The organism is Duganella caerulea (assembly GCF_040362985.1).
Taxonomy (GTDB): Bacteria; Pseudomonadota; Gammaproteobacteria; order Burkholderiales; family Burkholderiaceae_D; genus Rugamonas; species Rugamonas vulcania.
Genome location: NZ_BPWJ01000004.1, coordinates 195,679 through 221,473 on the forward strand (window position 1 = coordinate 195,679; position 25,795 = coordinate 221,473).

The following is a 25,795-nucleotide window of genomic DNA, read 5'->3' on the forward strand; positions in this document are numbered from 1 at the left end:
CCTTGCTGAAAATTGCTACTTTGCCAGCAAGCGTGGCGTAATGCTCACATAACCCTCGATGCCGCTGGCCTGGCCTGGCTCCGCCTCGACGATCACATTGATCTCGCGCTTGCCGGCGCCGGCCGGCAGCGGCAGCTCGAACGGCTCCAGCGCGTAGCTGTCCTTCTTGCCGGCCAACCGGCCGTTCAGCCAGAACTCCGCCTTGCCGCGTATGCCCGCGAAGCGCACCACGCCGCTGCCGTCGGCCAGGTTCTTGCGCGGCGTGAAGCTGGAGCGGTACAGGTGATACTTCGCGGCGGCCGACGCGATCATCGGCGGCGATCCCCAGCCCCAGGTGTTCATGTCGAAGCTGGCCAGTTGCTGGTTCGGGTCGGGACGCTGCGCGCTGTCCGGCGCGATGCGCCAGCTGCGCACAAAGGTCAGCGGCGCCTCGGCCTGCGCCACGTAGGGTTGCGCGGGCGTGGCCTTGACCGGGATGCTGATGCGCGCCGGCGCCAGGCCGGGCGCGGTGGCGGTGACGCTGATCGCGTCCGTGCTGTCGTAGTTGGTCTGCACGATCAGCTGCGCCAGGCCGTTGAACAGGCGGCGCGTCGCGCCCTTCTCGTCCTCGTGCGAATTCGGATCGCCGTTGCCATGGCCGATGGAGCGGCCGCCGCCCGTCACCGCGAACGTCACCTGCGCGTCGGCCAGCGGCACGGCGCGGCCTTGCGCGTCCAGCGCACGGACGGTGATCGGCATGGCGTCGCGGCCATCGCCGGCCAGTTGCGCGCGGTCCGGCACCAGCTCCAGCGCGACGGCGGCGCCGGTGGTTTCCACCGAGGTGCGCGTGACTTCCTTGCCGCCGTTGTAGCCGATCGCTTCCAGCTTGCCCGGCGCGTAGGCGACGTTGAAGCTGTTCATGCGGTACGGGTCCACCTTCTGCTCGCCCAGCACGCGGCCGTTCAGCAGCAGCTGCACGCGCTCGACATTGGCCATCACCATCACGCGGATGTCCTTGCCCTCGCTGCCGCTCCAGTTCCAGTGCGGCGCGATGTAAATCAGCGGACGGTCCTTGATCCACTGTACCTGATGGATGTAGTAGGCGTTCTTCGGGAAGCCGTTCAGGTCCATGATGCCGAACACGGAGCTGACCGAAGGCCACTCGTTGGGCGTCGGCTCGCCGCGGTAATCGAAGCCGGTCCAGACGAAACCACCCGCCACGTATGGCCGCGTGGCGATCGCCTGCCAGGCGTCGCGGTGGGTGTTGCCCCACTCGGCCGCATCGTCGTCGTAGCTGGCGATCAGGTTCTTCTCGCGGACGGTCTTGAACTCGCCGCGCGTCATGTAGGCCGACGTGTCCTCGGAGCTGGTGAAGGGCTTGTTCGGATTGGCCTTGTGATAGCGGTCGTAGTCCGGCACCTGGTAGTTGGCGCCCACCACGTCCACCGCGTGCGACACGTTCAGCTCCGTCAGGAAGCCGCCGTTCATCGCTGCAGTGACCGGACGGGTGTCGTCCAGCGACTTGACCACGGCCGACATGCGGCGCACCATTTCGTAGCCCACTTCAGTGGCCTGCTCCGGCTCTTCGTTAAACACCGACCACAGGACCACGCCCGGATGATGGCGGTCGCGCTTGACCATCCACTCCAGCTGCTTCATGTAGTCCGGCGATGGATTGAAGTTGCGGTTCTCGTCCATGACCAGGAAGCCCATGCGGTCCACCAGATCCAGCACCTCGGCCGCCGGCGCGTTGTGCGAGAAGCGGATCGCGTTCACGCCCAGTTCCTTCAGCCTGCGCAGGCGGTACTCCCACACCGAATCCGGCACAGCCACGCCGACACCCGCGTGGTCCTGGTGGATGCACACGCCCTGCAGCTTCACATGCACGCCGTTGAGGAAGAAGCCCTGCGCCGCGTCGAAGCGGATGGTGCGGAAGCCGGTGTGCAGCGACACTTCATCCAGCGCCTTGCCGTCCTGCAGAACGCGCGTGGTCACGCGATACAGATTGGTTTTCTCCAGCGACCACAGTGCCGGCTTGGCGACGGCCACCGGTACCTTCACCGTGTTCGTGTCCAGCGCGCCGATGCGGGCGGCGGCGGTCTGGCGCGCCACCTGCTTGCCGGACGGGTCAAACACGGCCACTTCCACCGTCACGCCGCTGGCCTGCTTGCCGCTGTTGTTCAGCGTGACCTCGACCGGAATGGTCCATTGATTATTCTTGTCCAGGCGCGGCGTCGCGTGCACGCCGTCGGTGACGACATGCACCGGATCGCGCTTGACCAGCCACGCATGGCGGTACATGCCCGCGCCCTCATACCACCAGCCTTCCATGGCCTCGGCGTCGGCGCGGATGGCGATGGTGTTCATCGCGTCGCCGTAGCGCAGGTAAGGCGTGATGTCGATGTAGCTGGAGTTGTAGCCGGACCAGTTGCGGTTCACCACGTTCCCGTTCACCCACACGGTGGCGTGGGTGGCGATGGCGTCGAACTGCAGTTCGAAATGGCGGCCACGGTCGGCGGCGTCCACGCGCAGGTAGCGCCGGTACCAGCCGATGCCGCGCGGACGGTAGCCCTGCGAGACGTTGGCGTTGGGGTCGAACGGACCTTCCACCGCCCAGTCATGCGGCAGGTCCAGGTGACGCCAATCGGAATCGTCGTATTCGGTGCCGGCCGCGCCGGCGGCGTTACCCGCCTTGGCGTTGCCGTAGGATTCGCCGTGTCCCTTGATCGGCGGCTGGACGATGTCGCCCAGGTGGAACAGCCAGCCGCGATCCAGCGACAGGCGCTCACGGCCCGCCGATGCGGCAGGAACAGCATGAGCGGCCACGCAGGCCGTCAGCAGAAGAATGGCGGAACACAGCCGCCGCCAGTTGAATATGGTCGATTTCAATTCGCGCCCCCTTGATGAAAAAAACGGAGCAGCGCCATCACGCGCCGCCCCGTCAAAGCCACGACAAAAAACAGATTACAGCTTGAACGACAGGCCCAGGTTGAAGCGGCGGCCGAATTCGGTGACCTCCTGCTGTACCGGGATGTTCGCGCTGGTGTAGACGGCCTTCTGGTTGGTCAGGTTGTCGATGCCGAAGCGCAGTTGCACGTTCGGCGTCAGCTGCTTGGCCAGGTTCAGCGTCAGGTAGGTTTCGGCTTCGTTCATGATCAACTGGCCGGCGCCCCAGGTTGGATTACGCACGAAAGCACTGTGGTAGTTGGCCGAGATGCGCGCCTCGTAGCCGGCCTTCTCGTACCACAGCGTCACGCCGCCGTTGCTCTTCATCAGACCTTCGATCGGATAAGGATTCACGCTTGGCGTTTTCTCGTGGATGTTGCTGGTGGTGTAGGCGTAGTTGCTGGCGATGCCCAGGCCATCGAACGGCGCAGGCAGCGAGGTGAAGGCCTGCTGGTACACCAGCTCCACGCCGCGGATGTCGCCGCCCTCGCCGTTGACCGAACGGGTGATGGTGGCTGGACGGCCGTTGACGGTGGTGGTGTCGCTGGTGATGGCAATGTAGCGCGATACCTTTTTGTAGAACGCACCGGCCGACAGCAGTGAGCCTTTGCTGAAGTACCACTGGTAGGCCAGGTCGACCTGGTTGGCCATCATCGGCTTCAGTTCGGGATTGCCGGCGCTGCCGGTGACCGGCTGGGTGGAATCCGTCACCACGTTCAGGTTGCGCGAGGCGCGCATCTCGTCCAGCGGCGCGCGCGACATGGCGCGCGCCACGCTGAAGCGCACCTGGCGCTCCTGCGCCTCGTCCATGTTGAAGATCAGGTTCAGGCTAGGCAGGATCTCGTTGTACGAGGTGCCGCCTTCCACCGCCGTCGGCGCCGCGCCGTTCAGCGACTGCGCGCCGTAGCCGGTCTGCGTGGTGTGCACCAGGCGCACGCCGACGTTGCCGCGATAGGTCTTGCCGAAGGCTTCGCCGTCCAGGTCACCCTGCACGAAGGCCGAGGTGCTGCGCTCCTTGACCTTCCAGCCGGACAAGGCATCGTTCCGGATTTGCCAGTCCTCGCGTACCTGGCCGTCGGGATTGAAGGCGTTGGGGCCAAAGGCGGCGGCGGTCGACGCACCGAAGTCCTTCAACGCGATATACGAAGGGAAGCCGCTGACGTTGACGGTCTCGTAGGCCGAGTCGGGAATCGCCGCCGTCGAATTCAGCTGCCAGGTGGTCTGGCGATAGCTCTTCTCGCGGTCGGTGGCGCGCACGCCGACCTTCAGGCGGCTGACGATGCTGTTCTCGATCGGGCGCGAGGCGCTCAACGACACGGCGTTCAGCAGATCCTTGACATGGCCGTCGGTATCGACATATAGCGTGGGCGCGGCGAAGTTGGCCGGGTTGCCGGTGTCCAGGCCACCGAAGTCGTAGCTCTGGCGCTCGTCGCCCGTGAAGGACCAGTTGATGGTGGTGCTGTTTTTCGACGTCTGGCGCAGGTCGCGCCACTGGCTGGCGCGCATCGCGTGCGAGGTCGACAGGTCCGACTCCACCTTCCAGTCGCCGACGTTGAACTTGGCGTTCAAGCCGCTGGCGGCGACGCTGTTATCCTGGATCCAGCGGGCGTCGTTGTTGATGACGTTGACCCATTTGACGGTGCCGCCGGCCACATAGCCGTTGCGGATATCGAGGTTGCTGAAGTTGCCGGAGTTGCCGCCGTCCCAGTTACCCATGTCGCCGGTCCAGTGCTGCAGTTGCGACTCGTCGATCGCGGTCTTGGCGTAGTAGGTGTCAGCGGTGATCAGCACGTTCTGGTTCGGCTTCCACTCGGCCTTGGCCAGCACGCTGGAGCGCTTGTCCTTGCCGTGACGGACGTCGTCCTGGAAGCCCCATGGCGTCTTGTCCACCTTGCCGTCGCCGTTCAGGTCAGCCGAGTGGTCCTCGTTGAAGCCCCAGTGACGGATATTCTTCTGCACCGAAGGCTGGTCCTGGTAGCTGAAGGCCAGCGCCACGCCCAGCGTCTTGTTGTTGAACTGGTCGATGTAGACGCCACCGATGCGCGGCGCGGTCTTGTCGGCGCCGCCGATGTCCTTGGCCAGCGCGTAGTACAGCGCGTCCGCCTTCAGCGACACCTGGCGGCCCGAGTACTTCAGTGGCGAGACGGTTTGCAGGTCGATGGAGGTGGCGATGCCGCCTTCCGCCAGCTCGGCGTTCTGCGTCTTGTAGATGGTGGCGCCGCTCAGCGACTCCGATGGGAACTGCTCGAAACGCACGGCGCGGTTGGGCTCCGACGAAGCCAGCTCGCGGCCGTTCAGCGTGGCGCCGATGAAGCGAGGGCCCATGCCGCGCGCGACGATCTGGCTGGCGTTGCCGCGATCCAGGCCGGACGACATGCCCGGCAGGCGCGCCAGCGATTCGGCGATGGTGGTGTCGGGCAGCTTGCCGATGTCTTCCGACGCGATGACTTCAACGATGCTGTTCGAAGCTTCCTTGGCGGCCAGCGCGTTGCGCACCGAGGCGCGGATACCGGTCACGTTCACTTGCTGGATATCGCCTGCGGCTTCCTGTGCAAATGCCTGTTGGACCAGCAAAGGGGACGTGAAGAGCGTGGCAATCAGCCAGCTCAATTTCTTGTGCTTCATGTGCATCTCCAGTGTTGTATAGGTTTCGTCTCTGGTTACCACTCGGACGAATAACTGGATGCTAGCGAAACGAAAGAAGCACTTCCAATAGCTTATTCAGCGCGGGCCATACGAAGTTCGTATATCACGCTTGAGGACGCTTACACGGGCGGACGATAGTGAGGATAGATGCTGGCCGCGGCGTCGCGCAGCGCGAGCAGCATGGCGTCGGCGCCAGGCGAGAGCTGGTGTCGCTTGCGCGTCACAATGCCGAATGAATCCATGCTCACGCCAAGGTCGAACGGCAGTATCGTCATCAGGCCCGCTTCCAGATACGGCTGCACGGCGTCGGACGGCAGCGCGACGATCATGTCGTTGCTCATGAGGAGACTGGCGACGACCGGCAGGTCGAGCGTCTCGACGGTTTCCGCCGGCTGCTCCAGGCCATGCGACAGGAACAGCGCGGTCAGGCGGTCGCGCAGGATGCTGCCGGCCGGCGGCAGTATCCAGCACTGCTCCATCAGATCCTCCAGCCGCAGGTCGGTGCGGCTGGCCAGCGGATGGCCGGCGCGCGCGATCAGCAGGTGCGGCTCGTCGGTCAATGGTTCGAAATTGAGTTCGTCGGCGGCGGCCGTGTCGAGGATGCGGCCGACCACCAGATCCAGCTCGCCGCCGCGCAGGCGCTCCACCAGCGCTTTACTGGTCGACATGCTGACCGCGACGTGCACCCGCGAGTGGCGCGCCTTGAGCAGGTTGATCGCCTTCGGCACCAGGCCGGTGGCCGGCGCCAGCACGGTGCCGATGCCTACCCGCCCACGAAGGCCGGACAGCAGCTCCATCACCTCCTGGTGGGCCGCGTCCATCTCCGCCAGCGCGGCGCCGGCGCGGCGTATCAGCACTTTTCCGTACCAGGTGGGGGCGACGCCGCGCGACAGGCGCTCGAATAGCTGCACGCCCAGCGCGTGTTCCAGCTCGCCCAATAATTTGGACGCGCCGGGCTGGGTCAAGTTGGCCGCCTGCGCCGCGTGCGCGATCGATCCGTGCCGGCCCAATTCGACCAGCAGCACCAAATGGCGGGTTTTCAGATGGGAGCGGACGAAGCGGTCGGAGCTTGAATCGGTCATAGGGGTGATTTTCTGGATCGCCCATCATAAGGGCGCGCCGTTGCAGCGTCAATCACCCTGGCGCCGGCGTTGGGAATCGGCGACGGCGGCCGGGCCGTCGTCGAAGGGGGTATCGGCCACGCCCGGCGCCAGCTCCTCGGCCAAGGCGGGCGGCAAGCCATACAGGCCGCCGCGCACGCCCAGCAGCAGCAACTGGCGCGTATCGACGCCGCCGAAGGCCATGCCGGACGGCTGCTCCTGCTCCAGCGCGATCCGGCGGCGCAAATGGCCGTCGGCGCAGTACTGGGCCAGTCCCCCGGCCTGCACGCTCCACAGCATGCCGGCGCTGTCCACGGTGGCGGCGCCCCGTTCGGGCGCCTGCGCGAACTCGCGGATCTCGCCCACCTTGGCGCGCTCCGCGTCGTAGCGGCACTGCATGATGCCGCCCCGGGCGGCGTCGGCGAAGTACATGCGCGTGCCGTCCACGCTGAAGGCGATGCTGCGCGCCGTGACCACCACCGGCAAGGCCAGGCGGCGCAGCCCGTGGCGCGTAGAATATTGATAGAAGCTGCCGATGGGCCGCTGGTCGGCGCCGGTGTTGGCGGTGCCGAAGACGAAATTCCCGTGCCGGTCGGTGCAGCCGTCGCTGATGACGGTGCGCGCCTCGGCGGCGTCGATGGTCGCCAGCACCTGCGCCTGCAGCGGGCGGCCGGGCTGTCCGGCGGGTGTCAGCTCCACCATGCCCAGGCGCTTGCCCTGGCCAAGCAGCATGCGCCCGGAGCGGCAGCAGGCGATCACGCCGGCATTCTCCAGCAGGCGCGCGCCGGCCGCCTTGCCGTCGTGCTGCGGCCAGGCGTACAACTGGCCGCCCTGCGGGTCCGGCCAGCGCCAGCAGGCGGCCTGCGGGTCCCAGCGCAGCGCGCCGCCAGCCTGGCCGGCGAGCGCCAGCAGGATGCCGGTCGTGGAAGCGGTGGACGTACTGGTTGGGCTCATGCTGCGGGGGCTCCGGATGGATGACGTGACCGCGCCAGTCTAAGCGGCCCGCCGCCGCCGCAGATATGAATAAATCGGCTGCTGCCATGCTGATATCGGATAGCTGGGCAGCGCCCGGGAAGCTATCCGATAATGATATGCCTACTTACGAATTAATCATATTTCCAGTCTAGCGGGCAGGCTTAGACTGAGCACTGTTCCTGAACTTACCCTCTCTCTCCTATGAAAATCATCAAACTGACGACCTACCGTGTACCACCGCGCTGGATGCTGCTCAAGATCGAAACCGATGAAGGCGTCGTCGGCTGGGGCGAACCGGTCATCGAAGGCCGCGCGCGCACCGTGGAGACGGCGGTACAGGAAATGGAATCTTATCTGATCGGCCAGGACCCGTCCCGCATCAACGACCTGTGGCAAACCATGTACCGCGCCGGTTTCTACCGCGGCGGCCCGATCACGATGAGCGCCATCGCCGGCATCGACCAGGCGCTGTGGGACATCAAGGGCAAGGTCATGGGCAAGCCGGTGTACGAGCTGCTGGGCGGCCTGGTACGCGACCGCATGAAGATGTACAGCTGGGTGGGCGGCGACCGTCCTTCCGACATCATTGAGCATATCCGCAAACTGCGCGAAGGCGGCTTCAATACGTTCAAGATGAACGCCACCGAAGAACTGGGCATGCTGGACACCGCCGCCGCCGTCGACAAGGCGGTCGAGCGCGTGGCCGAGATCCGCGCCGCCTTCGGCAACAGCATCGAGTTCGGCCTGGACTTCCACGGCCGCGTGGCCGCGCCGATGGCCAAGGTGCTGCTGCGCGAGCTGGAGCCGTATCGCCCGCTGTTCGTCGAGGAGCCGGTGCTGGCCGAGCAGGCCGAGTACTATCCGCGCCTGGCCGCGACCACCTCGATTCCGCTGGCTGCCGGTGAGCGCATGTACTCGCGCTTCGAATTCAAGAACGTGTTCCACGCCGGCGGCCTGTCGATCGCGCAGCCGGACCTGTCGCACGCCGGCGGCATCACCGAATGCATGAAGATCGCCTCGATGGCGGAAGCCTACGACATCACGCTGGCGCCACACTGCCCGCTCGGCCCTGTCGCGCTGGCGGCCTGCCTGGCCGTGGACTTCGTGTCGTACAACGCCGTGCTGCAGGAACAGAGCATGGGCATCCACTACAACAAGGGCGGCGAGCTGCTGGACTATGTCGTCAACAAGGAAGACTTCCTCATCACCGACGGCTATATGAAGCCGCTGCCCAAGCCTGGCCTGGGCGTGGTGGTGGACGAGGCGCGCGTGCTGGAGGCGAGCCTCAACGCGCCGGACTGGCGCAATCCGGTGTGGCGCCACGCGGATGGCAGCGTCGCCGAGTGGTAAGGATCGAGATGCCATTTTTGTTTAGCCGCCGTTCGGGCGCCGCGCTGATTATTGGCGCCCTGGCGGGCGGCGTCGCCGGCGCCGATACCTTGTCCATCGACGCCAGCGCGACGACTCCCGCGCCGAAAGCCGCGGCGCTGCGCATGGGCAGTTCGGTCGCGCCCAACGGCGACAGGCTGGGCGCCAACGCGCGCTACCTGACCCGCAACGGCGCGCCATGGCTGCCGGTGATGGGCGAATTCCATTACAGCCGCACGCCCGCCTCGCAGTGGGAGGCGGAGCTGCGCAAGATGAAGGCGGCCGGCATCGACATCGTCGCCAGCTACGTGATGTGGAACCATCACGAGGAGCTGGCCGGCCAGTTCGACTGGAAGGGCAACCGCGACCTGCGCCGCTTCGTGCAGCTGGCCACCAAGGCCGGGCTGGATGTGGTGGTGCGTGTGGGCCCGTGGGCGCATGCGGAAGTGCGCTACGGCGGCGTGCCGGATTGGGTGGTCAACGCCATGCCGACCCGCTCCAACGATCCGCAGTACATGGCGCTGGTGGAGAAGCTGTACGCGCAGATCGGCGCGCAGCTCAAGGGCCAGCTGTGGAAGGATGGCGGCCATGTGATCGGCATCCAGCTGGAAAACGAATACAACATCGATGGTCCCGGCAAGGGCGCGGCGCACATCGCCGCGCTGAAGAAGCTGGCGCTGAAGGCGGGCATGGATGTGCCCTACTACACCGTCACGGGTTGGGACGGCACCATCTATCCCACCGGCGAAGTGACGCCGGTGTTCGGCGGTTATCCCGACGAGCCCTGGGGCACCAGCACCAGCGAGCTGCCGCCGAAAGAGACCTACGCCTTCCGTTTCGATACCCGCGTCAGCGGCGACCTGGGTGCGCAGACCGCCGCCCACGCACCCGGCACGGCGGAGACGGACAAAGACGTGACACCTTTCCTCGGCGCGGAATACGGCGCGGGCCTGCCGTTCATGTACCGCCGCCGCACGGTGGTCAGCGCGGACGATATCGCGTCGATGCTGCCGGTGCAGCTGGGTTCCGGCGTGAACCTGATGGGCTACTACATGTTCCACGGCGGCCGCAATCCGACTGGCCTGGGCGGCACCTCGATGGAGGAAAGCTCGCTCAGCGGCGGCTACAACGACACCACCATGATCAGCTACGACTTCCAGGCCCCGCTCGGGCCGGACGGCCAGCAGCGCAAGGTGCTGGAGAAGCTGCGTCCCTTCCATCTGTTCCTGCACAATTTCGGTTCGCGCCTGGCGCCGATGACGGTTCGTAAACCGGATGCCTCGCCGGCCACGCCGGACGATTTGAAGACGGCGCGCTTCGCGGTGCGCAGCGAGGGCGATCGCGGTTTCCTGTTCGTGAATAACCACGTGCGACAGTATCCGATGGCGGCGCAGCGGGGCACGCAGTTCTCGGTCAAGCTGCCGGACCAGACGATCACGCTGCCAAGTGCGCCGGTCGATATCGCCGATGGCGCTTACTTCATCTGGCCGTTGAATCTTGATCTGGATGGCGTCAACCTCGCCTACGCGACGGCGCAGCCTTTGGCTTTGCTCGACCAGGGCAAGGCTGGCGTGGTGGCGGTGTTCGGCGCCAGCGCTGGCGTGCCGGTGGAGTTGGCGTTCGACGCAGCGCTGAAGCAGCAGATTCATGCCAACGGCGGCGCGCAGGTCGCTGTCGCCGGTGGCCGCGCGCTGGTGAGCGGCTTGCAGCCCGGCGCCGGTGCTGCGCTGACCGTGCAGCGCGAAGGCAAGCGGCCGTTGACCATCGTCGTGCTGACGGCCGAACAATCGCAGCAACTGAGCGTGGCGGAACTGGGCGGCCAACGCCGCCTGATCCTGAGCGGCCAGCAGACCTACGTCGCCGACGGCGCGCTGCAAATGCGTTCGACGGGCAGCAACAAGTTCCGCTTCGCCGTCTACCCGGCGTTGAGCGGTCAGCCGACGGCAAGCACCGCCAGCCCTGCATGGGCAGCTCCCGGCGGCAAAGGCGCCAACGCTGCGTTGGCGGCGGCTCCGGGCAGCAAGGGCGCCAGCGCCGCGGCGCGGACCGAAACCGCCGCCGGCCAGCGCGTCACCCTGCGCGCCGCAGGCAACGACGGCATCTTCCAGTCCTTCGAAGCGGAACTGCCTGTTCGCGACCTGAAGGCCAGCATCACGCCGACGCGCGCGGCGCAAGAGGCGGCGCCCATCGTCATCGGCGGCACGGCGAAAGCCGCGGTGCAGCCGCTGCCGGAAAACTTCAAGGCGGCGGGTGCGTGGCAGATCAACGTCCCGCGCGAGCAGCTGCTTGGGCTGGACGACGCGCTGCTGCAGATCGACTTCGTCGGCGACATCGGCCGCCTGTACTCGGGCACGCGCATGCTGGACGACTGGTACTACAGCGGCTATCAATGGCAGTTCGGCCTGCGCCAGGCCAGCGCCCTGCTCGACCAGCCGCTGACCGTGTCCGTCCTGCCGCTGCGCGCCGATGCGCCCATCTACCTGCCGAAAGAGGCGCGCCCCGATTTCGCGGGCCAGCCTCAAATCGCCACCATGCGCGGCGTCAGCGTGATACCGGTCTATCAGCTGCGCGTAGCACCGTAAAGCTTGTCATGTGGTTTGCCGCCCACCGCGCCCCGCGGCGGGCGGTTTTTTTTGCCCGAAAAAAAAGCTGAAGACCGGCGGCATGCGCCACCTGTCTTCAGCCTTGCCTTGCGCGGCGCCGACTTAGCTGGCCACGCCCACCAACTGCACGCCAGCGCTGCCGCCCGTGATCGATGCGGTGATCAAGTCGGCGAAGGTGTGCATGCGGTCGGCCGTCCAAGTGGCAGCCATCTCGTACGGGCTGCTGCCTTGGTCGGCGTGCGCCACCAGATCGGCGAAGTTGATCGCGGCGACCTGCTTGCCGCTGGCATCGACCAGGTCCACCTCGGCGATGTTGACCTTGGCGTAGTCGGCCACCGTGAACTGCGCGTAGGACTTGCCGCCGTCGACATAGTTGATGACCAGGTCCGAGCCGTCGATGTTGGCCTTGACGTGGTCAGCCGCGATGGTGACGCTGCTGAACAACTTGTTGCCGGTGAACTTGAGCACGTCGTTGCCGCCGGCTACCTCGTGCACCGTGTCCTTGCCGTCGCCCATGGACATCACATAAGTGTCCTTGCCCGAGCCGCCGTTCAACGAATCGTTGCCCATGCCGCTGTACAGCGTATCGTCGCCGGCGCCGCCGAACAGGCGGTTATTGCCGGCGTACTTGTAGCCCAGCGTGTAGGCCAGCAAACCGGCGATGAAGAAGTCGGCGCCCTTGTACTCGCTCAGGTGCAGGTTGATGCCCAGGTATTTGCCCAGCCAGTTCACACCGTCGCCGCTGGCGTTGGACGCCGTCTTCAGCGCGCTGCCCAGCCAGTCGGTGGCGTCGGCCAGGGCCGTGCCCACGTCGGCATCGGCCACGTAGTTGACGCCGCTGCTGATGCCGTTCACCGCCGAGGTCAGGCCGCTCTTGCCGGTGTCCAGCGCGGACTTGAGCGGCGAGGCCACGTCGATGCCCGACGACGACAGGCCGGCGGTGTTGGTGATGCCGTTCAGCGCATCGTTGGCGGCCGCGTTGAGGCTGTCGGCCAGCTTGCCGCCGCTGGCGGTGGCCTTGGCCAGCTCGGCCTTGATGCTGTCGGCCACGCCGGCCCAGCCCTTGCTGATCTCGTCCGTGAAGGTCGAGTTCAGGTACTTGGTGATGGCGTCGAAGCCCTTGCCGGCGTCGTTCCAGGCCGCGTTGAGCGCGTTGGCCTTGCCCACCAGCAGATGGTCGATCACGCCCCAGCCCAGGCCCATCATGGTGTCGTTGCCGTTGCCGCCGCCGACATAGGTGCCGGCGTTGGTGGCGAAGATGGTGTCGTCGCCGTCGCCGCCCATGATCACATTGCCCACCAGGTTGAGCTTGCCCAGGTCACCCTTGGCCAGCGAACCGTATTGCGAGCGGATGAAGTTGGCGTTCATGGCCGCGCCCACCCAGTCGCCGGCCGACTCGTAGTCGTTCTCGACGATCGATTCGGCCGCGTTGAACACGGTGATCTCGGCCAGGCCGATGATGGTGTCGTTGCCGGCGCCGCCCAGGGCGATGTTGTTCTGGCCGGACGAGACGATCAGGTCGTTGCCGTTGCCGCCCATGCCGATGGTGGTGGTGCCGGCCAGGATCAGCGTGTCGTTGCCGTCGCCGGCGTGCACGAAGTTCATGCCGGTGTCGAGGCTGACCTTGGTCGAGTCGGTGGTCTGCGCCTTGTCCGAGCCTTCCACCGCCTCGGTGGTCGTGCTGGAGTAGCTCAGCTTGCTGCCGGCGTTGAGCACGACCAGGAAGTCGTCGCCCGAATCCGACAGCACCACGTTGTGGTCGCCGTAGACGATGGCGGTGTCGTTGCCCGCGCCGGTCCAGGCCACGTTGAGCTGGGTGCTGCCCTTGGTGGTGCTGGTGGTGGTCTGGTTGCTGCCCTCGACCTCGTTGGTGGTGGTGCTGGTGTTGCCGCCGCCGTAGCTGACCATCACCAGCGTGTCCTTGCCGCTGCCGCCGATCACGGCGTTGTCCTTGCCGACCACGGTCTCGACGTTGTTGCCGTCGCCCGCCACGATCAGGTTGCCGTTGACGTTGACCGACTTGGCCGCCGTGCCGAAGGCCAGCGCGGTCAGCACGTCGTCGCCGCTGCCGCCTTCGATCAGGTTGCCCTTGCCCAGCGCGGTGACGACGTTGTTGCCCTCGCCCACCGACACCACGTTGTAGGTGCCGACCACGGTGACGACGTCGTTGCCGGCGCCGGTGACGATGCCGGACTTGCTGCCGATGGCGCTGACCACGTCGTTGCCGGCGCCGGTCGCCACCAGGTTGTTCACGCCCAGCGCGGTGACGACGGTGTCGGCGCTGCCGCCGATCAGCACGTTGTTCTTACCGAAGGCGGTCATCACGTCATGGCCGCTCTGGCTGGACGCCGCGCCCGACAGGCCGGCCTTGGACACCAGGTCGGTGGCGGCCACGCCGGAGGCCAGCGAGTCGACCAGGCCGACGGCGGTGACGGCGATCTCCGCGTAGTTGCCGGTGGCCAGCAGGTTGTTGGCGCCGACGGCCGTCACGGTATCCGCGCCGGCGTCGCCCCACACCACGTTGCGCGCGCCGAACACGGTGACCGTGTCGTTGCCGGTGCCGCTCCACACCACGTTGTTGGCGCCGATGCCGGTCACCACGTCGTTGCCGCTGCCGGTGTAGATCACGTTGGTCGAGCCGATGGCGCTGACCACGTCGTTGCCGTCGCCATGCGCGACATTGTTGCCGATGAAGGAAGCCACGGCCTTGGTGGCGCCGCCGGCCGCGCTGCCCAGCTTGGCCGTGACGTCGGCCAGGCCGTCGCCGATGCCGGTGACGATGACGTTGACCGAGCCGGCCGCCGTCACCACGTTGTTGCCCGCGGTGTTGACGATGATGTTGTTGCCGCCCAGCGCGGTGGTGACGTTGTCGCCGCCGTTGGCCAGCACGATGTTGTTGCCGCCCGCCGCCGTGACCACGTCCTTGCCGGCGCCGGTGTAGATGACGTTGTTGCCGCCCACGGCCACCACGGTGTCGTTGCCGGCGCCGCTGTTGATGCCGGCGGCCAGCTTGGCGCTGGCGTTGTTGATGGCGGTGGCGGCCGCCTTGCTCGGCATGGCATCGGCTAATACCTTGCCCAGCCCGCCGGTGGCGGCCTTGACCATGCCACCCAGCTCGGTCAGCACAACGTTGGTGCCGCCCAGCGCCACCACAGTGTCGCCGCCGACGGTGGTGGCCACCAGGTTGGCGCCGCCCACGCCGACCAGCGTGTTGCCGCTGCCGTTGGCCAGCATCACGTTGTTGACGCCGACCGCCGCCTCGATGTTGCCACCCTGGTTGCTGACCAGCGCGTTGCTGTCGCCCAGCGCGGCCACCTTGTTGCCGCTGCCGCCGGTGTAGGCGATGTTGAGCAGGCCGCCCAGCACGATGTTGCTGTTGCCGCCGTCGTCGATCACCACGTTGGCGCCGCCGCCGGTGACGATGTTGTCCTTGCCGTCGCTGGCGGTGATGCCGTTGGCGCCGCCCAGCGCGACCACGGTGTCGTTGCCGCTGCCGGCGTTGATGACGTTGGCGCCGCCGGTGGCCTGCACCTGGTCGTTGCCGGCGCCGGTGTTGATGATGTTGGCGCCGCCGGCCGCGGTGACCGTGTCCGCACCCGAGCCCGAGTTCATCACGTTGGCCGCGCCGTTCAGCGTGACGTTGTTGTTGCCGTTGCCGGCCTTGACTTCGTTGGCGCCGCCGTTGGCCTTGATGGTGTCGTCGCCGCCGCCCGCGGTGATGTGGTTGTTGCCGCCGTCGGCCGTCACCGTGTTGTTGCCCTCGCCGGCGTCGACCACGTTGCTGGCCGCCTTGACGGTGATGCGGTCGTCGCCGCCGTTGGTGTTGATGACGTTGCTGGCGCCGTCGGCCGTGACCGTGTCCGCGCCGTTGCCGGTGTTGATGACGTTGGAGGCGCCGCCGGCGCTGATGACGTTGTTGCCGTCACCCGCGCTGACCTTGTTGGCGCCACCGTTGACGGTGATGTTGTCGTTGCCGCCGTCGGTGCTGACGGTGTTGGCGCCGCCGTTGGCGGTGATGGTGTTGTTGCCGCCATCGACGTCGATCTTGTTCCAGCCGCCGTTGGCCGTCACGCGGTCGTCGCCGTTGCCGGCGGTGATCTCGTTGTAGGCGCTGTTGATGGACAGGCTGTTGTTGCCGTCGCCCAGGTCGACGTCGGCCGCCGCGCCGGCCGACACGGTGACCGAGTCGTTGCCTGCACCGCCGCTGATCTTGTTGTAGACGCCCACCTCGACGCGGATGGTGTCGTCGCCGTTGCCGCCGTCGATGCGGTTGTAGCCGCCCACGCGCACGACGATGGTGTCGTTGCCGTCGTCGCCGTACAGGTTGTTGTAGGCGCCCGCCGTGACGGTGATGGTGTCGTTGCCGCCGTCGCCGTGGATGATATTGGCGCCCAGCGAGCTGGCCGTGTAGTTGTTGTCGCCGTTGCCCAGGCTTTTCTTGGTGTAGCCCAGTTCGCTGATCTTCTTGGCCACCGCCGTGATGTCGTTGCCGACCGCGTCGAAGGCGTCGCCGATGCCGTTCAGGTCGCTGCCGATGTCCTTGATGGTGTCGCCGACCTTGTCGACCACACTGACGATGGGCTTTTCCACGTGTTTCTTGAACCAGCTGCCGATACTCATCTTTACCCCTTGTTATGGTTTGGTACGCTTGCATTAAATCAAGGGAAAATGACAGGATGGCAAACACAACGATTACAAAGCTGTAATAAAAGCGCTAAACCCGCCATTGACGGCGGCCGGGCCAGCCCGGACAATGCCTCCATGAAAGCGCTTTTAGTAGAAGATGAACAACGTATCGCCAGTTTCGTGTGCGCCGGCCTGCGCGAGCACGGCTTCCTGGTCGACCATTGCGAAGATGGCAATCTTGGCTACGACTACGCGCTGTCGCGCGAGTACGACGTGGTGCTGCTGGACGTGATGGTGCCGGGCCGCGACGGCTTGTCCATCCTCAAGGCCATGCGGCGCGAGGGCCGCAACGTGCCGGTCATCCTGCTGACCGCGCGCAACGAGCTGGACGACCGCCTGCAGGGCCTCAACCTGGGTGCCGACGACTATCTGGCCAAGCCCTTCTACGTGGAGGAGCTGGTGGCGCGCATCCACGCGCTGCTGCGGCGCGTGAGCGGCGAGCGGCAGAGCGTGCTGACCTTGGGCGCGCTGCGGCTGGACCGCCTGAGCCGGGTGGCCGACGTCGACGGCCGCGCCGTCGAGCTGACCGGGCGCGAATTCAACCTGCTGGAATACCTGATGCGCTCGCCGGGCCGGGTCTACACCCGCACGCAGATCCTGGAACATGTGTGGGGCTACGACTTCGAACCGCAGACCAATATGGTGGACGTGTGCATCCAGCGCCTGCGCAAGAAGCTGGACCTGCCCGACAGCGTGGCGATCGAGGCCGTGCGCGGCGTCGGCTACCGCCTGCGCCAGCCGGACGCCCCGGCGTGAGGGCGCACTGGCCGCGCCTGCGCTCGTTCCGGCTGCGCATTGCCCTCGGCTCGACGCTGACCGCGCTGGCCGCCATCTTCCTGCTGTATGTGATGGCCAGCTACACCATCATCCACCGCCGCGCCGACATCATCGACCACATGTTGTCGGCCCACCTGGCCGGCCCAGGCTTCCAGGCCACGCCGCAGGCGCTGTGGCCGGCCACCGACGCCCAGCTCAACGCCAGCTTCGGCGGCTTCGCCCCGCCCGGCATCGGCCCGGAGGACTACGCCCTGTTGCGGGTCGAGGACGCAACTCAAGGCACGCTGTACCGCAGCCCATCCTGGGACCGCGTGCTGGGCGACGCCGCTCCGCCGTCCGGCCCCGGCCTGCGCACGCTGGAGGGTGGCGGCCAGAGCTGGCGCATCGGCAGCGTCACGCAGGGCTCGGTCACGATCTGGGTGGCGGTCAACCGCAGCCTGTCGGACGCCCAGGTGCGCGCCAGCCTGATGCGCTTCGCGGCGGCCATCGGCGTGCTGGCCGTGGCCATGGGTGCGCTAGCCTGGTACCTGGCCGGACGCGCCATGCGGCCGGTGGAGCACCTGACCGGCGTCATGGTGCGCCTGACCGCGAGCGATTTGGACCAGCGGGTCTCGGCCGCCGAGGAAGACCTGGAGTTCGCCCAGATGGTCAGCGTGTTCAACGGCATGCTGGACAGGCTGCAGCGCAGCTTCCTGCAGGCGGCCCGCTTCTCCGGCGACGCCGCGCATGAATTGAAAACGCCGTTGACCATCCTGCAGGGCGAGCTTGAACGCAGCTTCGCGCGGGCCGGCGCCGACCCGGTGCTGGAACAGGGCCTGGCCAATATGCTCGACGAGGTGCGGCGGCTGGACAGCATCGTGCGCAAACTGTTGCTGCTAGCGAGGGCCGATGCCGGCCAGCTGGCCATTCCCATGTGTCCGCTGGACTTGCGACCGGCGCTCGACGAGCTGGCCGAGGACATCGGCCTGCTGGACGACGCGCGGCCGGTGCGGCTGGAGCTGCCCGACCACATCGCGGTGCGCGGCGACGCCGAGCTGCTGCGCCAGGTGCTGCACAACCTGGTCAGCAACGCCATCAAGTATGGCCAGCCGGGTGGGTGGATCGCGCTGTCGGCGCGGTGCAAGGGCGGGCAATGGCGCATCGACGTCAGCAATGCCTCCAACGGCATCGCGCCTGAGCACCGGCACCGACTGTTCGACCGTTTCTACCGCGCCGACCAGTCGCACCAGCGGCGAGTGCCTGGTGTCGGCCTGGGTTTGTCGCTGGCGCGCGACATCGCCGTGGCCCACGGCGGCACCCTCGCGCTGGCCGACGCCAATCCCGGCCAGGTGCGCTTCCGCCTGACGTTGCCGGCTGTCTGAGCGCCCGCGCCGTCACGCCGGCAGCGGCGCCTCCGGCCTGGGCGCGAACATCTGATCCTTGACCAGCCTGAAATACGCGCCGTCCAGCTGCCGCACCAGCTGCTCGTGGCTGCCCTGCTGAACCAGCCTTCCCTGCTCCAGCACCAAGATGCGGTCAGCCTTGGCGATGGTGGAAAAACGATGCGCGATGATGATGGTGGTGCGCCCGGCCATCAATCGATCCAGCGCACCTTGCACCAACTGCTCGCTGGAGGCATCCAGCGCACTGGTCGCCTCGTCCAGGATCAGGATGGCCGGATCGCGCAACAGCGCGCGCGCGATCGCGATCCGCTGCTTCTGCCCGCCGGACAGCTGCACGCCATGCTCGCCGACCACGGTGTCATAGCCCTGCGGGAAGCCCTGGATGAACTCATGCGCGTGGGCCAGCCGCGCGGCGGCCATCACCTCCTCCAGCGGCACTTTCCGCTCCGGCACGGCGAAGGCGATATTGTCGGCGATGCTGCCCGAGAACAGCGACGGCTCCTGCTCCACCACCGCAAGGCCGCGCCGGACGGCGGCCAGGTCCAGCCCGGCGGCAGGCAAGCCGTCGAACAGCAGGCGCCCGCCGTCCGGCTGATAGTGCCCCAGCACCAGCGCGGCGATGGTGGACTTGCCGGCGCCGGACGCGCCCACCAGCGCCACCTTCTCGCCGGCCGCGATGCCGAAGCCGACGCCGTCAAGCGCCCGCACGCCGGGCCGCTCCGGATAGCTGAACACCACGTCCTCGAAACCAAGCCGGCCGGTAAGCGGCGCCTGCGGACGCGGCGCCGGCGGCGGCCGGTGCGTGCGCATGATCTCGAAGATGCGATCGGTGGCGCCCATGCTGCGCATCCACATGTTCCAGGATTCGCTCAGCGCGCCGGCCGCCTGCGTGACGATGTTGGAGTAGATCACGAACGCCATCAGGTCGCCCACCGACAGCACGCGCTTGCCGATCAGGTAGGCGCCCAAACCCAACGCGCACAGCAAGGCGCCGAAGTCCAGCACCGACAGGCCGGCGCGAAACGCCGACTGCCGCCGGGTGCTGGCCATCGACAGCTCCAGCAGGCGACGGCAAGCCTCGGCGTAGCTGGCCGACGCCCCGCCCTGCTGGTTGAACGCGTGCACCAGCCGCACATGGGCGAAGTGCTCTTGCGCGACCCGGCCGCTGTCGGCCATGCAGGCCTGCACCGCCTTGGCGTAGTCGCGGTGGCTGGCGCCCGAGACCTTGCCGAAGTACAGGCTGGCAGGGACGAAGACCAGCAGCATCACGCTCAGCAGCGGCGAGATGTAGAGCAGCATCGCCACGCCGCCGCCGAACATCAACAGCGATTGCAGCGCGTTGGCCCCGCCCATGGTCAGCGACTGGTGCAGCGATTGCACGTCCGTGCTTAGGCGGCTGGTGATTTCGCCCACGTGATGGCGGTCGAAGAAGGATACCGGCTGGTTGATCAGCACATCGAACAGGCGGCGGCGGACGCCGTTGATGATCAGATGCCCGGCCAGTTCGAAATAGTAGTAGCGCAGCGTCGACGCGGTGGCTTGCACCAGCAGCCAGAGCAGCCCCAGGCCGATCACCGGCGCGGAGATGGTCTCCAGCCGCAGCTCCTGGACGTGGTCGATGAAGTAGGCCACGCCCTTGGGGAAGACCAGCTGGATCAGCACGCCCAAGCCCATGAAGAACACCGCCGCGCCGACCTGGCGTCGCACCGGATAGATCAGGCGCAGCCGCTCGAGATGTGGCTCGAAGTTCATGGCGCGCCCTCCGCTGCGGTGGTCTCGGCGCTCTCGGCGAGCTGGGCGCGCAAGTCCAGCCAGTTGTCGTCGCCGATCATGCCGGCCGCTTCCAGCACGCCTTCGTGATTGACCATCATGTAGGCCGGCGAAGCCAGCGTGGGATTGAGCAGCCGGTAATCGCGCATCGTCAGCCGCAACGCCCGCGTCAGCGGGAAGCCGCGCAGGAACTGGCGCAGGCGCCAGCCCGGCTCGTGGCTGACGATCCATATGTCCAGCCCCGCCTGCTCGGCCGGCTCCAGCATACTGCCGATCTCGGCCAGCTTGGTCTTGCACTTGGGGCATTTGCTCGACAAGAACAGCAGCGCCGACGCCTGCCCTTCGGCGCCCAGGCGATGCACCACGCCGCCCTGCAATGCGCGCGCTTGCACCTGCGGCAATGGCGCGCCGGGCGGCAGCTCCTCGGGTGTCTCGCGCTCGCGCCGCGTGGTGTGCAGCACCGACAGCGTCAGCTTGATGTTGAGCGCCAGGCCAAGGGCCAGCAGCGCCAGCGTCAGGTAGAGAATCTGGCTATCCATCGCTTGGGCTCAGTAAGTGGACGATCTCATGGAAGTGCACGGCGATCACGCAGGTCAGACAACCCAGCGACGCCGCCAGCACCGCGACGTGCCACGGCGGCGCGAGCCCGGCCGGCAGCGCCAGGCCGGCGCCGATGGCCACCATCACCAGCACATTACGCAGCAGGTCCAGGCCGGACAGCGAGCGCTCGGCCTCGCCGAAGCAGCCGCAGCGGACCACGCTCTGCGTGTAGAACTTGTAGCCGACCAGCGCCGTGAACACGCCCAGCATCAGCAGCGCGGAGAGCAAGCCAATGCGCGCCAGGCCGCCGAGCAGCAGCGCGGCCACCGCCAGTTCCGCCGCCACCACCGCCGGCGCCGCCAGCGCGCGCAGCGCCGGGCCCATGCCGAACAGGCTGGCCAGGTTGTCGCGGAAGCCGGCCAGGTCGCGCAGTTTGGCCGTGGCGGCGGCCAGCATCAGCAGCGCGACGAAGTAGCGCAGTATCTCGCCGAGAAATTGGCCGGTGCTCATCGCGGGTAGCGCTCCACGTTCCACGACGGCGCCAGGCCGCCCGGATGCCGGCGGCGTTCGCTGGAGCCGTAACGTGTGGCGAACAGCGCGTCGCACCACGGCGCGTCCTCGCTGGCGCGCTGGCCGCCGCCGATGTGGCCTTGCAGCAGCCGCGAGATTTCCCACGCCGGCCGTTCGACCGCCGCGTCGCCGCGCACGCGCAGGCCCAGCGCCGCCATCTCCTCGCGCGTGATCGCGTAGTTGTGCGAGTGATAGCCGGTCATCAGCTGGTCGACCAGGCGGCTGCGGACCGTCGCGTCTTCGCCGGGCAAATGGAAGGCCAGCAGTTGCTCGCCGATCTGCTTCTGCTCCAGCGTGCTCCGATAGAAGGCGCCCAGGCTGGCCGGGAACACGCTGCCGCCCAACAGCGCCAGCGCCTGCTGCCGCGCCTCGTCGGCCGGCACGCCGAACCATTGCTGCGCCATGTCGCCGAGGCATTGGATGTCGAGGCCCGAGAACGCCGTGCCGTCGGCGCCGTTGAGCAGCGGATCGATGGGCGAGAACAGCGCCAGCGGGCCGGCGATAATCTCGTCGCCGCACAAGGTCAGCAGCGTGGCGGCCGATTCGCAATGGTAGGGAACGATGAAGCACAGCTGGTCCGCTTGCGCGCGCAGCAACAGCGCGATGCGGCGCGCGGCCTGCACCACGCCGCCGCGTCCGTGCAGCACCACGTCCAGCCGCCGCGCGGGGGCCAGGTCGCGGCATTGTTCGTACAGCGCCGGCAGCAGTTCCATCTCCAGCTGGGACGCGGCCAGCACCAGCACGCGGCTGTCGCGCACGGCCTCCAGCTCGCGGATGTGGCCGGCGAGCGCGATGTGCTCTAGTGGCATAGCGCGCCCTCCACCAGCGTGTCGGCCATGGCGTCGATCATCCTGAACTCCGGTATCAATTGTTCGATATACAGGAACTGGCCCGCCGGGTTATTTTCCAGGAACACCACCTCTCCGGCTGGCGTGACGATCAGGTCCAGCGCGCCGTAGTTCAGGTCGTAGCTGCGCACGAAGTCCACACAGCGCCGCCGCAGTTCGTCGGGCAGCTGCGTCGCCTCGTAGCGGATCGGCGCCGACATGTCGCGCGAGTCGACGGCGGTGCGGGCGTCGTCCTGGCTGTGGATTTTGGCGGCGAACACCCGCTCGCCGATCACCGTCACCCGCAGTTCGTATTGCTTGGGGATGTAGCGCTGGAAGTGGCAATGCAACTGGCTGACCGCCTCGACGTTGCGCAGCATGTCGTCGTCAACGATGGTGGTGCAGAGCCCGCCGTTACTGCGCTGCTCAGGCTCCAGCTCGCCGCCGGCCAGCATCGGGTCCGACAATGACTTGAAGATCATGTCGCCGGCCAGGCCGTCCTTGAAGGCCAGCACCTCATCCGGCGCATTGGTGGTCAGCGAGTCCGGCACCAGGAAGCCCATGCGGGCTGCGCGCTTGAGCTGCTCGCCCTTCCATTGCGCGCCGCGCAGCGCCAGCGGGTGGCTCATCCAGTAACAGTCCAGCGTGTAGAGCAGGCTGAACAAGGCATGCTCCGCCTCCTGCCTGGCGTAGGCCAGCTCCTGCGGCGCCAGCTCATCGCTGAGGAAGGTGAATTCGCCCGGCTTGCGCAGCCAGACCGCGCCCACCTCGGCCAGGTCGAGCCAGTGCTCCTCGCTGCGGCGGCGTATCTTGTTGTGCAGCGCGCCGCCGGCGTGCCGCTGGCTGGTCTGGAAGTCGCGCGGGAAGTGGTCCAGGTCCAGCCGGAACACGCCGTGCCCGCCGGCCGCGAGCCTGGTGGCGACCAGGTCGGCGTGCAAATCCTGGCTGTGGGTGACAATTAAAATCGTCTTGCTCATCTCGTACTCCGCAACTGCGCGAAAAACAAAAAAGCCTTGCTGGCGCAGCAAGGCTTTCGTTGACGGGCCGGTACTTAGCAGTACAGGCCTTTGTCGTTGCGGTGATAGATGGCGTCGTACTCGCGATAGTTGTCGAAGTCGACCGGGCCAGTGCAGCCTGCCACGGCGACGCCGTCGCGGACTTTCCATTGCTCTGCAGGTTTGTTCTCCTGTTTCGCAGCCAGCTTGAATGCGAACAGTTTTGCCTCTTTTTGATCTGCCATTTCCATAGTCCTTAAAAAAGAAATATTGAAAAATCTCACACAGTCTCTATTTGCAGCGTTGCAATGTTAGGAGCTTGTATAGACGTTGTCAACTTCTATACACAATATGTAAACATTACTTTTTAGGGACGTATCAACATTATTTTTGTGCTTATTTGTGCACGCGCAAGTGATGCGTCTTGAAATACAGCAGTGTCGTCCCTATAATTGGCACTCGTTCCAAGGGAGTGCTAACAGCGCTCTCGGCCAAACTTTCCGCCGCAGCAAGCTTATTGGTGTGGCAACAAACTGTTCCATTGTTAATTTAAGGAGTTTTGTATGAACCTTCGCCCTTTGAACGATCGCGTAATCGTCAAACGCCTCGACCAGGAAACCAAAACTGCGTCCGGCCTGATCATCCCTGATGCGGCTGCTGAAAAACCGGATCAAGGCGAAGTGCTCGCCGTCGGCAATGGCAAGATTCTGGAAGATGGCAAAGTCCGTCCGCTGGACGTCAAAGTAGGCGACCGCGTCCTGTTCGGCAAATACGCCGGCCAGACCGTCAAGGTCGACGGCCAGGAGCTGATGGTCATGCGCGAAGAAGACATCATGGCAATCGTCGTCAAGTAATTGACCCGCACGTTTGCACTAGTACTCACCTAATTCTGGAGAAACAACATGGCAGCTAAAGAAGTAATTTTCGGCGACGCAGCGCGCGCCAAGATGGTTGAAGGCGTCAACGTCCTGGCCAACGCAGTCAAAGTCACCCTGGGCCCTAAAGGCCGCAACGTTGTGCTGGAGCGCTCCTTCGGCGCCCCGACCGTCACCAAGGACGGCGTATCGGTCGCCAAGGAAGTCGAGCTGAAAGACAAGCTGCAAAACATGGGCGCGCAAATGGTCAAGGAAGTCGCTTCCCGCACCAGCGACAACGCCGGCGACGGCACCACCACCGCGACCGTGCTGGCACAAGCCATCGTCCGCGAAGGCATGAAGTTCGTTGCCGCCGGCATGAACCCAATGGACCTGAAGCGCGGCATCGACAAGGCAGTGGCTGCCACCGTCGAGCAGATCGCCATCATCGCCCGTCCATGCACCACCACCAAGGAAATCGCCCAGGTTGGTTCGATCTCCGCCAACTCGGATTCGTCGATCGGCGACCGCATCGCTGAAGCGATGGAAAAAGTCGGCAAGGAAGGCGTCATCACCGTGGAAGACGGCAAGTCGCTGAACGACGAGCTGGACATCGTTGAAGGTATGCAGTTCGACCGCGGTTACCTGTCGCCATACTTCATCAACAACCAAGAGAAGCAAGTCGCCATCCTGGACAATCCATTCGTCCTGCTGTGCGACAAGAAGATCTCGAACATCCGCGACCTGCTGCCGGTACTGGAACAAGTCGCCAAGGCTGGCCGTCCACTGCTGATCATCGCAGAAGACATCGAAGGCGAAGCACTGGCCACCCTGGTTGTGAACAACATCCGCGGCATCCTGAAAACCTGCGCAGTCAAGGCCCCAGGCTTCGGCGACCGTCGCAAGGCCATGCTGGAAGACATCGCGATCCTGACCGGCGGTCAAGTGGTTGCTGAAGAAGTCGGCATGACCCTGGAAAAAATCACCCTGGAAGAACTGGGCCAGGCCAAGCGTATCGAAGTCGGCAAGGAAAACACCATCGTCATCGACGGTGCTGGCCGCGCTGAAGGCATCGAAGGCCGCGTCAAGCAAATCCGCGTGCAGATCGAAGAAGCGACCTCGGACTACGACCGTGAAAAACTGCAAGAGCGCGTGGCCAAGCTGGCCGGCGGCGTTGCAGTGATCAAGGTTGGCGCAGCCACCGAAGTCGAAATGAAAGAGAAGAAAGCCCGCGTTGAAGATGCACTGCACGCTACCCGCGCTGCCGTGGAAGAAGGCATCGTGCCAGGCGGCGGCGTAGCCCTGCTGCGCGCTCGTGCCGCTCTGAGCATCAAAGGCGACAATCCTGACCAGGAAGCTGGCATCAAGATCGTTCTGCGCGCGATGGAAGAGCCACTGCGCATGATCGTGCAAAACGCCGGCGAAGAAGCTTCGGTGGTGGTTGCTGCGGTTCTGGCCGGCAAAGGTAACTACGGTTACAACGCCGCCAACGGCACCTACGGCGACATGGTTGAAATGGGCGTTCTGGACCCAGCCAAAGTCACCCGTTCGGCACTGCAAAACGCAGCTTCGATCGCTGGCCTGATGCTGACCACCGACTGCATGATCGCTGAAGTCACCGAAGACAAACCAGCCGGTGGCATGGGCGGTATGGGTGGCATGGGCGGCATGGGTGGCATGGACGGCATGATGTAATTGCCGGCATAAGCCTCTCTGTACAGGAAAGCCAGCCTCTTCGGAGGCTGGCTTTTTTATTTGACTATTGAGTGAACTTACA

The 25,795-nt window shown here is 66.0% G+C and carries 17 protein-coding genes; 6 read left to right on the plus strand and 11 right to left on the minus strand.

Going from position 1 to position 25,795, the window contains the following annotated elements; genetic code table 11:
- Nucleotides 1-15: 15 nt before the first annotated feature.
- The 4 genes from galA to ACUJB0_RS13760 form a co-directional block, all read right to left on the minus strand.
- Complete coding sequence (gene galA / locus ACUJB0_RS13745; protein ID WP_444845705.1) at nucleotides 16-2,868, minus strand: beta-galactosidase GalA; 2,853 nt, start codon at nucleotides 2,866-2,868, stop codon at nucleotides 16-18.
- A gap of 75 nt (nucleotides 2,869-2,943) precedes the next feature.
- Nucleotides 2,944-5,550, minus strand: a complete 2,607-nt coding sequence (locus ACUJB0_RS13750) for a TonB-dependent receptor (protein ID WP_444845706.1) — start codon at nucleotides 5,548-5,550, stop codon at nucleotides 2,944-2,946.
- 140 nt (nucleotides 5,551-5,690) lie between these two features.
- Nucleotides 5,691-6,653, minus strand: coding sequence for a LysR substrate-binding domain-containing protein (locus ACUJB0_RS13755; protein ID WP_444845707.1), 963 nt, complete (start codon nucleotides 6,651-6,653; stop codon nucleotides 5,691-5,693).
- A gap of 48 nt (nucleotides 6,654-6,701) precedes the next feature.
- On the minus strand, nucleotides 6,702-7,625 hold the full coding sequence (locus ACUJB0_RS13760; RefSeq protein ID WP_444845708.1) for an SMP-30/gluconolactonase/LRE family protein: 924 nt from the start codon (nucleotides 7,623-7,625) through the stop codon (nucleotides 6,702-6,704).
- A 222-nt stretch (nucleotides 7,626-7,847) separates the two neighbouring features.
- On the opposite strand from ACUJB0_RS13760, the gene dgoD reads away from it, so the two are divergent.
- Together dgoD and ACUJB0_RS13770 are read left to right on the plus strand one after the other, a co-directional pair.
- The gene (dgoD, locus tag ACUJB0_RS13765) at nucleotides 7,848-8,996 is read left to right on the plus strand and encodes a galactonate dehydratase (RefSeq protein ID WP_444845709.1); all 1,149 of its coding nucleotides are present in this window, start codon (nucleotides 7,848-7,850) and stop codon (nucleotides 8,994-8,996) included.
- An 8-nt stretch (nucleotides 8,997-9,004) separates the two neighbouring features.
- Nucleotides 9,005-11,596 carry a beta-galactosidase gene (locus tag ACUJB0_RS13770; RefSeq protein ID WP_444845710.1) on the plus strand — a complete coding sequence of 864 codons (2,592 nt, stop codon included), beginning with the start codon at nucleotides 9,005-9,007 and terminating at the stop codon, nucleotides 11,594-11,596.
- A gap of 123 nt (nucleotides 11,597-11,719) precedes the next feature.
- On the opposite strand, the gene ACUJB0_RS13775 is transcribed toward ACUJB0_RS13770, so the two are convergent.
- On the minus strand, nucleotides 11,720-16,237 hold the full coding sequence (locus ACUJB0_RS13775) for a beta strand repeat-containing protein (RefSeq protein WP_444845711.1): 4,518 nt from the start codon (nucleotides 16,235-16,237) through the stop codon (nucleotides 11,720-11,722).
- Nucleotides 16,238-16,378: 141 nt separating this feature from the next.
- On the opposite strand from ACUJB0_RS13775, the gene ACUJB0_RS13780 reads away from it, so the two are divergent.
- Entirely contained in the window at nucleotides 16,379-17,059 is a 681-nt protein-coding gene (locus ACUJB0_RS13780) for a response regulator transcription factor (protein ID WP_161089835.1), read from the plus strand.
- Complete coding sequence (locus ACUJB0_RS13785; RefSeq protein ID WP_444845712.1) at nucleotides 17,056-18,441, plus strand: sensor histidine kinase; 1,386 nt, start codon at nucleotides 17,056-17,058, stop codon at nucleotides 18,439-18,441. Before ACUJB0_RS13780 ends, ACUJB0_RS13785 begins: the two co-directional genes overlap by 4 nt.
- A 12-nt stretch (nucleotides 18,442-18,453) precedes the next feature.
- Here ACUJB0_RS13785 and ACUJB0_RS13790 read toward each other — a convergent pair whose 3' ends face one another.
- The 6 genes from ACUJB0_RS13790 to ACUJB0_RS13815 form a co-directional block, all read right to left on the minus strand.
- Nucleotides 18,454-20,214, minus strand: a complete 1,761-nt coding sequence (locus tag ACUJB0_RS13790; RefSeq protein WP_444845713.1) for an ABC transporter ATP-binding protein — start codon at nucleotides 20,212-20,214, stop codon at nucleotides 18,454-18,456.
- Complete coding sequence (locus ACUJB0_RS13795) at nucleotides 20,211-20,771, minus strand: hypothetical protein (RefSeq protein WP_444845714.1); 561 nt, start codon at nucleotides 20,769-20,771, stop codon at nucleotides 20,211-20,213. The genes ACUJB0_RS13790 and ACUJB0_RS13795 overlap by 4 nt, the downstream gene beginning before the upstream one ends.
- On the minus strand, nucleotides 20,764-21,282 hold the full coding sequence (locus ACUJB0_RS13800) for a MauE/DoxX family redox-associated membrane protein (RefSeq protein ID WP_444845715.1): 519 nt from the start codon (nucleotides 21,280-21,282) through the stop codon (nucleotides 20,764-20,766). Before ACUJB0_RS13800 ends, ACUJB0_RS13795 begins: the two co-directional genes overlap by 8 nt.
- Nucleotides 21,279-22,151 carry an SDH family Clp fold serine proteinase gene (locus ACUJB0_RS13805; protein WP_444845716.1) on the minus strand — a complete coding sequence of 291 codons (873 nt, stop codon included), beginning with the start codon at nucleotides 22,149-22,151 and terminating at the stop codon, nucleotides 21,279-21,281. Before ACUJB0_RS13805 ends, ACUJB0_RS13800 begins: the two co-directional genes overlap by 4 nt.
- Nucleotides 22,142-23,146 carry an ATP-grasp domain-containing protein gene (locus ACUJB0_RS13810; RefSeq protein ID WP_444845717.1) on the minus strand — a complete coding sequence of 335 codons (1,005 nt, stop codon included), beginning with the start codon at nucleotides 23,144-23,146 and terminating at the stop codon, nucleotides 22,142-22,144. The genes ACUJB0_RS13805 and ACUJB0_RS13810 overlap by 10 nt, the downstream gene beginning before the upstream one ends.
- Nucleotides 23,147-23,220: 74 nt before the next feature.
- The gene (locus ACUJB0_RS13815; protein ID WP_444845718.1) at nucleotides 23,221-23,409 is read right to left on the minus strand and encodes a hypothetical protein; all 189 of its coding nucleotides are present in this window, start codon (nucleotides 23,407-23,409) and stop codon (nucleotides 23,221-23,223) included.
- A 318-nt stretch (nucleotides 23,410-23,727) separates the two neighbouring features.
- On the opposite strand from ACUJB0_RS13815, the gene groES reads away from it, so the two are divergent.
- Both groES and groL read left to right on the plus strand, forming a co-directional pair.
- On the plus strand, nucleotides 23,728-24,018 hold the full coding sequence (gene groES / locus ACUJB0_RS13820) for a co-chaperone GroES (protein WP_008451606.1): 291 nt from the start codon (nucleotides 23,728-23,730) through the stop codon (nucleotides 24,016-24,018).
- A 48-nt stretch (nucleotides 24,019-24,066) separates the two neighbouring features.
- On the plus strand, nucleotides 24,067-25,713 hold the full coding sequence (gene groL, locus ACUJB0_RS13825) for a chaperonin GroEL (RefSeq protein ID WP_161087380.1): 1,647 nt from the start codon (nucleotides 24,067-24,069) through the stop codon (nucleotides 25,711-25,713).
- Nucleotides 25,714-25,795 lie beyond the last annotated feature (82 nt).

What these genes read in the sequence shown, in the direction of transcription:
- ACUJB0_RS13750 (WP_444845706.1), bottom strand. Translation starts at nt 5,550, where the DNA reads ATGAAGCACAAGAAATTGAGCTGGCTGATTGCCACGCTCTTCACGTCC.
- ACUJB0_RS13755 (WP_444845707.1), bottom strand. Translation starts at nt 6,653, where the DNA reads ATGACCGATTCAAGCTCCGACCGCTTCGTCCGCTCCCATCTGAAAACC.
- ACUJB0_RS13760 (WP_444845708.1), bottom strand. Translation starts at nt 7,625, where the DNA reads ATGAGCCCAACCAGTACGTCCACCGCTTCCACGACCGGCATCCTGCTG.
- dgoD (WP_444845709.1), top strand. Translation starts at nt 7,848, where the DNA reads ATGAAAATCATCAAACTGACGACCTACCGTGTACCACCGCGCTGGATG.
- ACUJB0_RS13770 (WP_444845710.1), top strand. Translation starts at nt 9,005, where the DNA reads ATGCCATTTTTGTTTAGCCGCCGTTCGGGCGCCGCGCTGATTATTGGC.
- ACUJB0_RS13775 (WP_444845711.1), bottom strand. Translation starts at nt 16,237, where the DNA reads ATGAGTATCGGCAGCTGGTTCAAGAAACACGTGGAAAAGCCCATCGTC.
- ACUJB0_RS13780 (WP_161089835.1), top strand. Translation starts at nt 16,379, where the DNA reads ATGAAAGCGCTTTTAGTAGAAGATGAACAACGTATCGCCAGTTTCGTG.
- ACUJB0_RS13790 (WP_444845713.1), bottom strand. Translation starts at nt 20,214, where the DNA reads ATGAACTTCGAGCCACATCTCGAGCGGCTGCGCCTGATCTATCCGGTG.
- ACUJB0_RS13795 (WP_444845714.1), bottom strand. Translation starts at nt 20,771, where the DNA reads ATGGATAGCCAGATTCTCTACCTGACGCTGGCGCTGCTGGCCCTTGGC.
- ACUJB0_RS13800 (WP_444845715.1), bottom strand. Translation starts at nt 21,282, where the DNA reads ATGAGCACCGGCCAATTTCTCGGCGAGATACTGCGCTACTTCGTCGCG.
- ACUJB0_RS13805 (WP_444845716.1), bottom strand. Translation starts at nt 22,151, where the DNA reads ATGCCACTAGAGCACATCGCGCTCGCCGGCCACATCCGCGAGCTGGAG.
- ACUJB0_RS13810 (WP_444845717.1), bottom strand. Translation starts at nt 23,146, where the DNA reads ATGAGCAAGACGATTTTAATTGTCACCCACAGCCAGGATTTGCACGCC.
- ACUJB0_RS13815 (WP_444845718.1), bottom strand. Translation starts at nt 23,409, where the DNA reads ATGGCAGATCAAAAAGAGGCAAAACTGTTCGCATTCAAGCTGGCTGCG.
- groES (WP_008451606.1), top strand. Translation starts at nt 23,728, where the DNA reads ATGAACCTTCGCCCTTTGAACGATCGCGTAATCGTCAAACGCCTCGAC.
- groL (WP_161087380.1), top strand. Translation starts at nt 24,067, where the DNA reads ATGGCAGCTAAAGAAGTAATTTTCGGCGACGCAGCGCGCGCCAAGATG.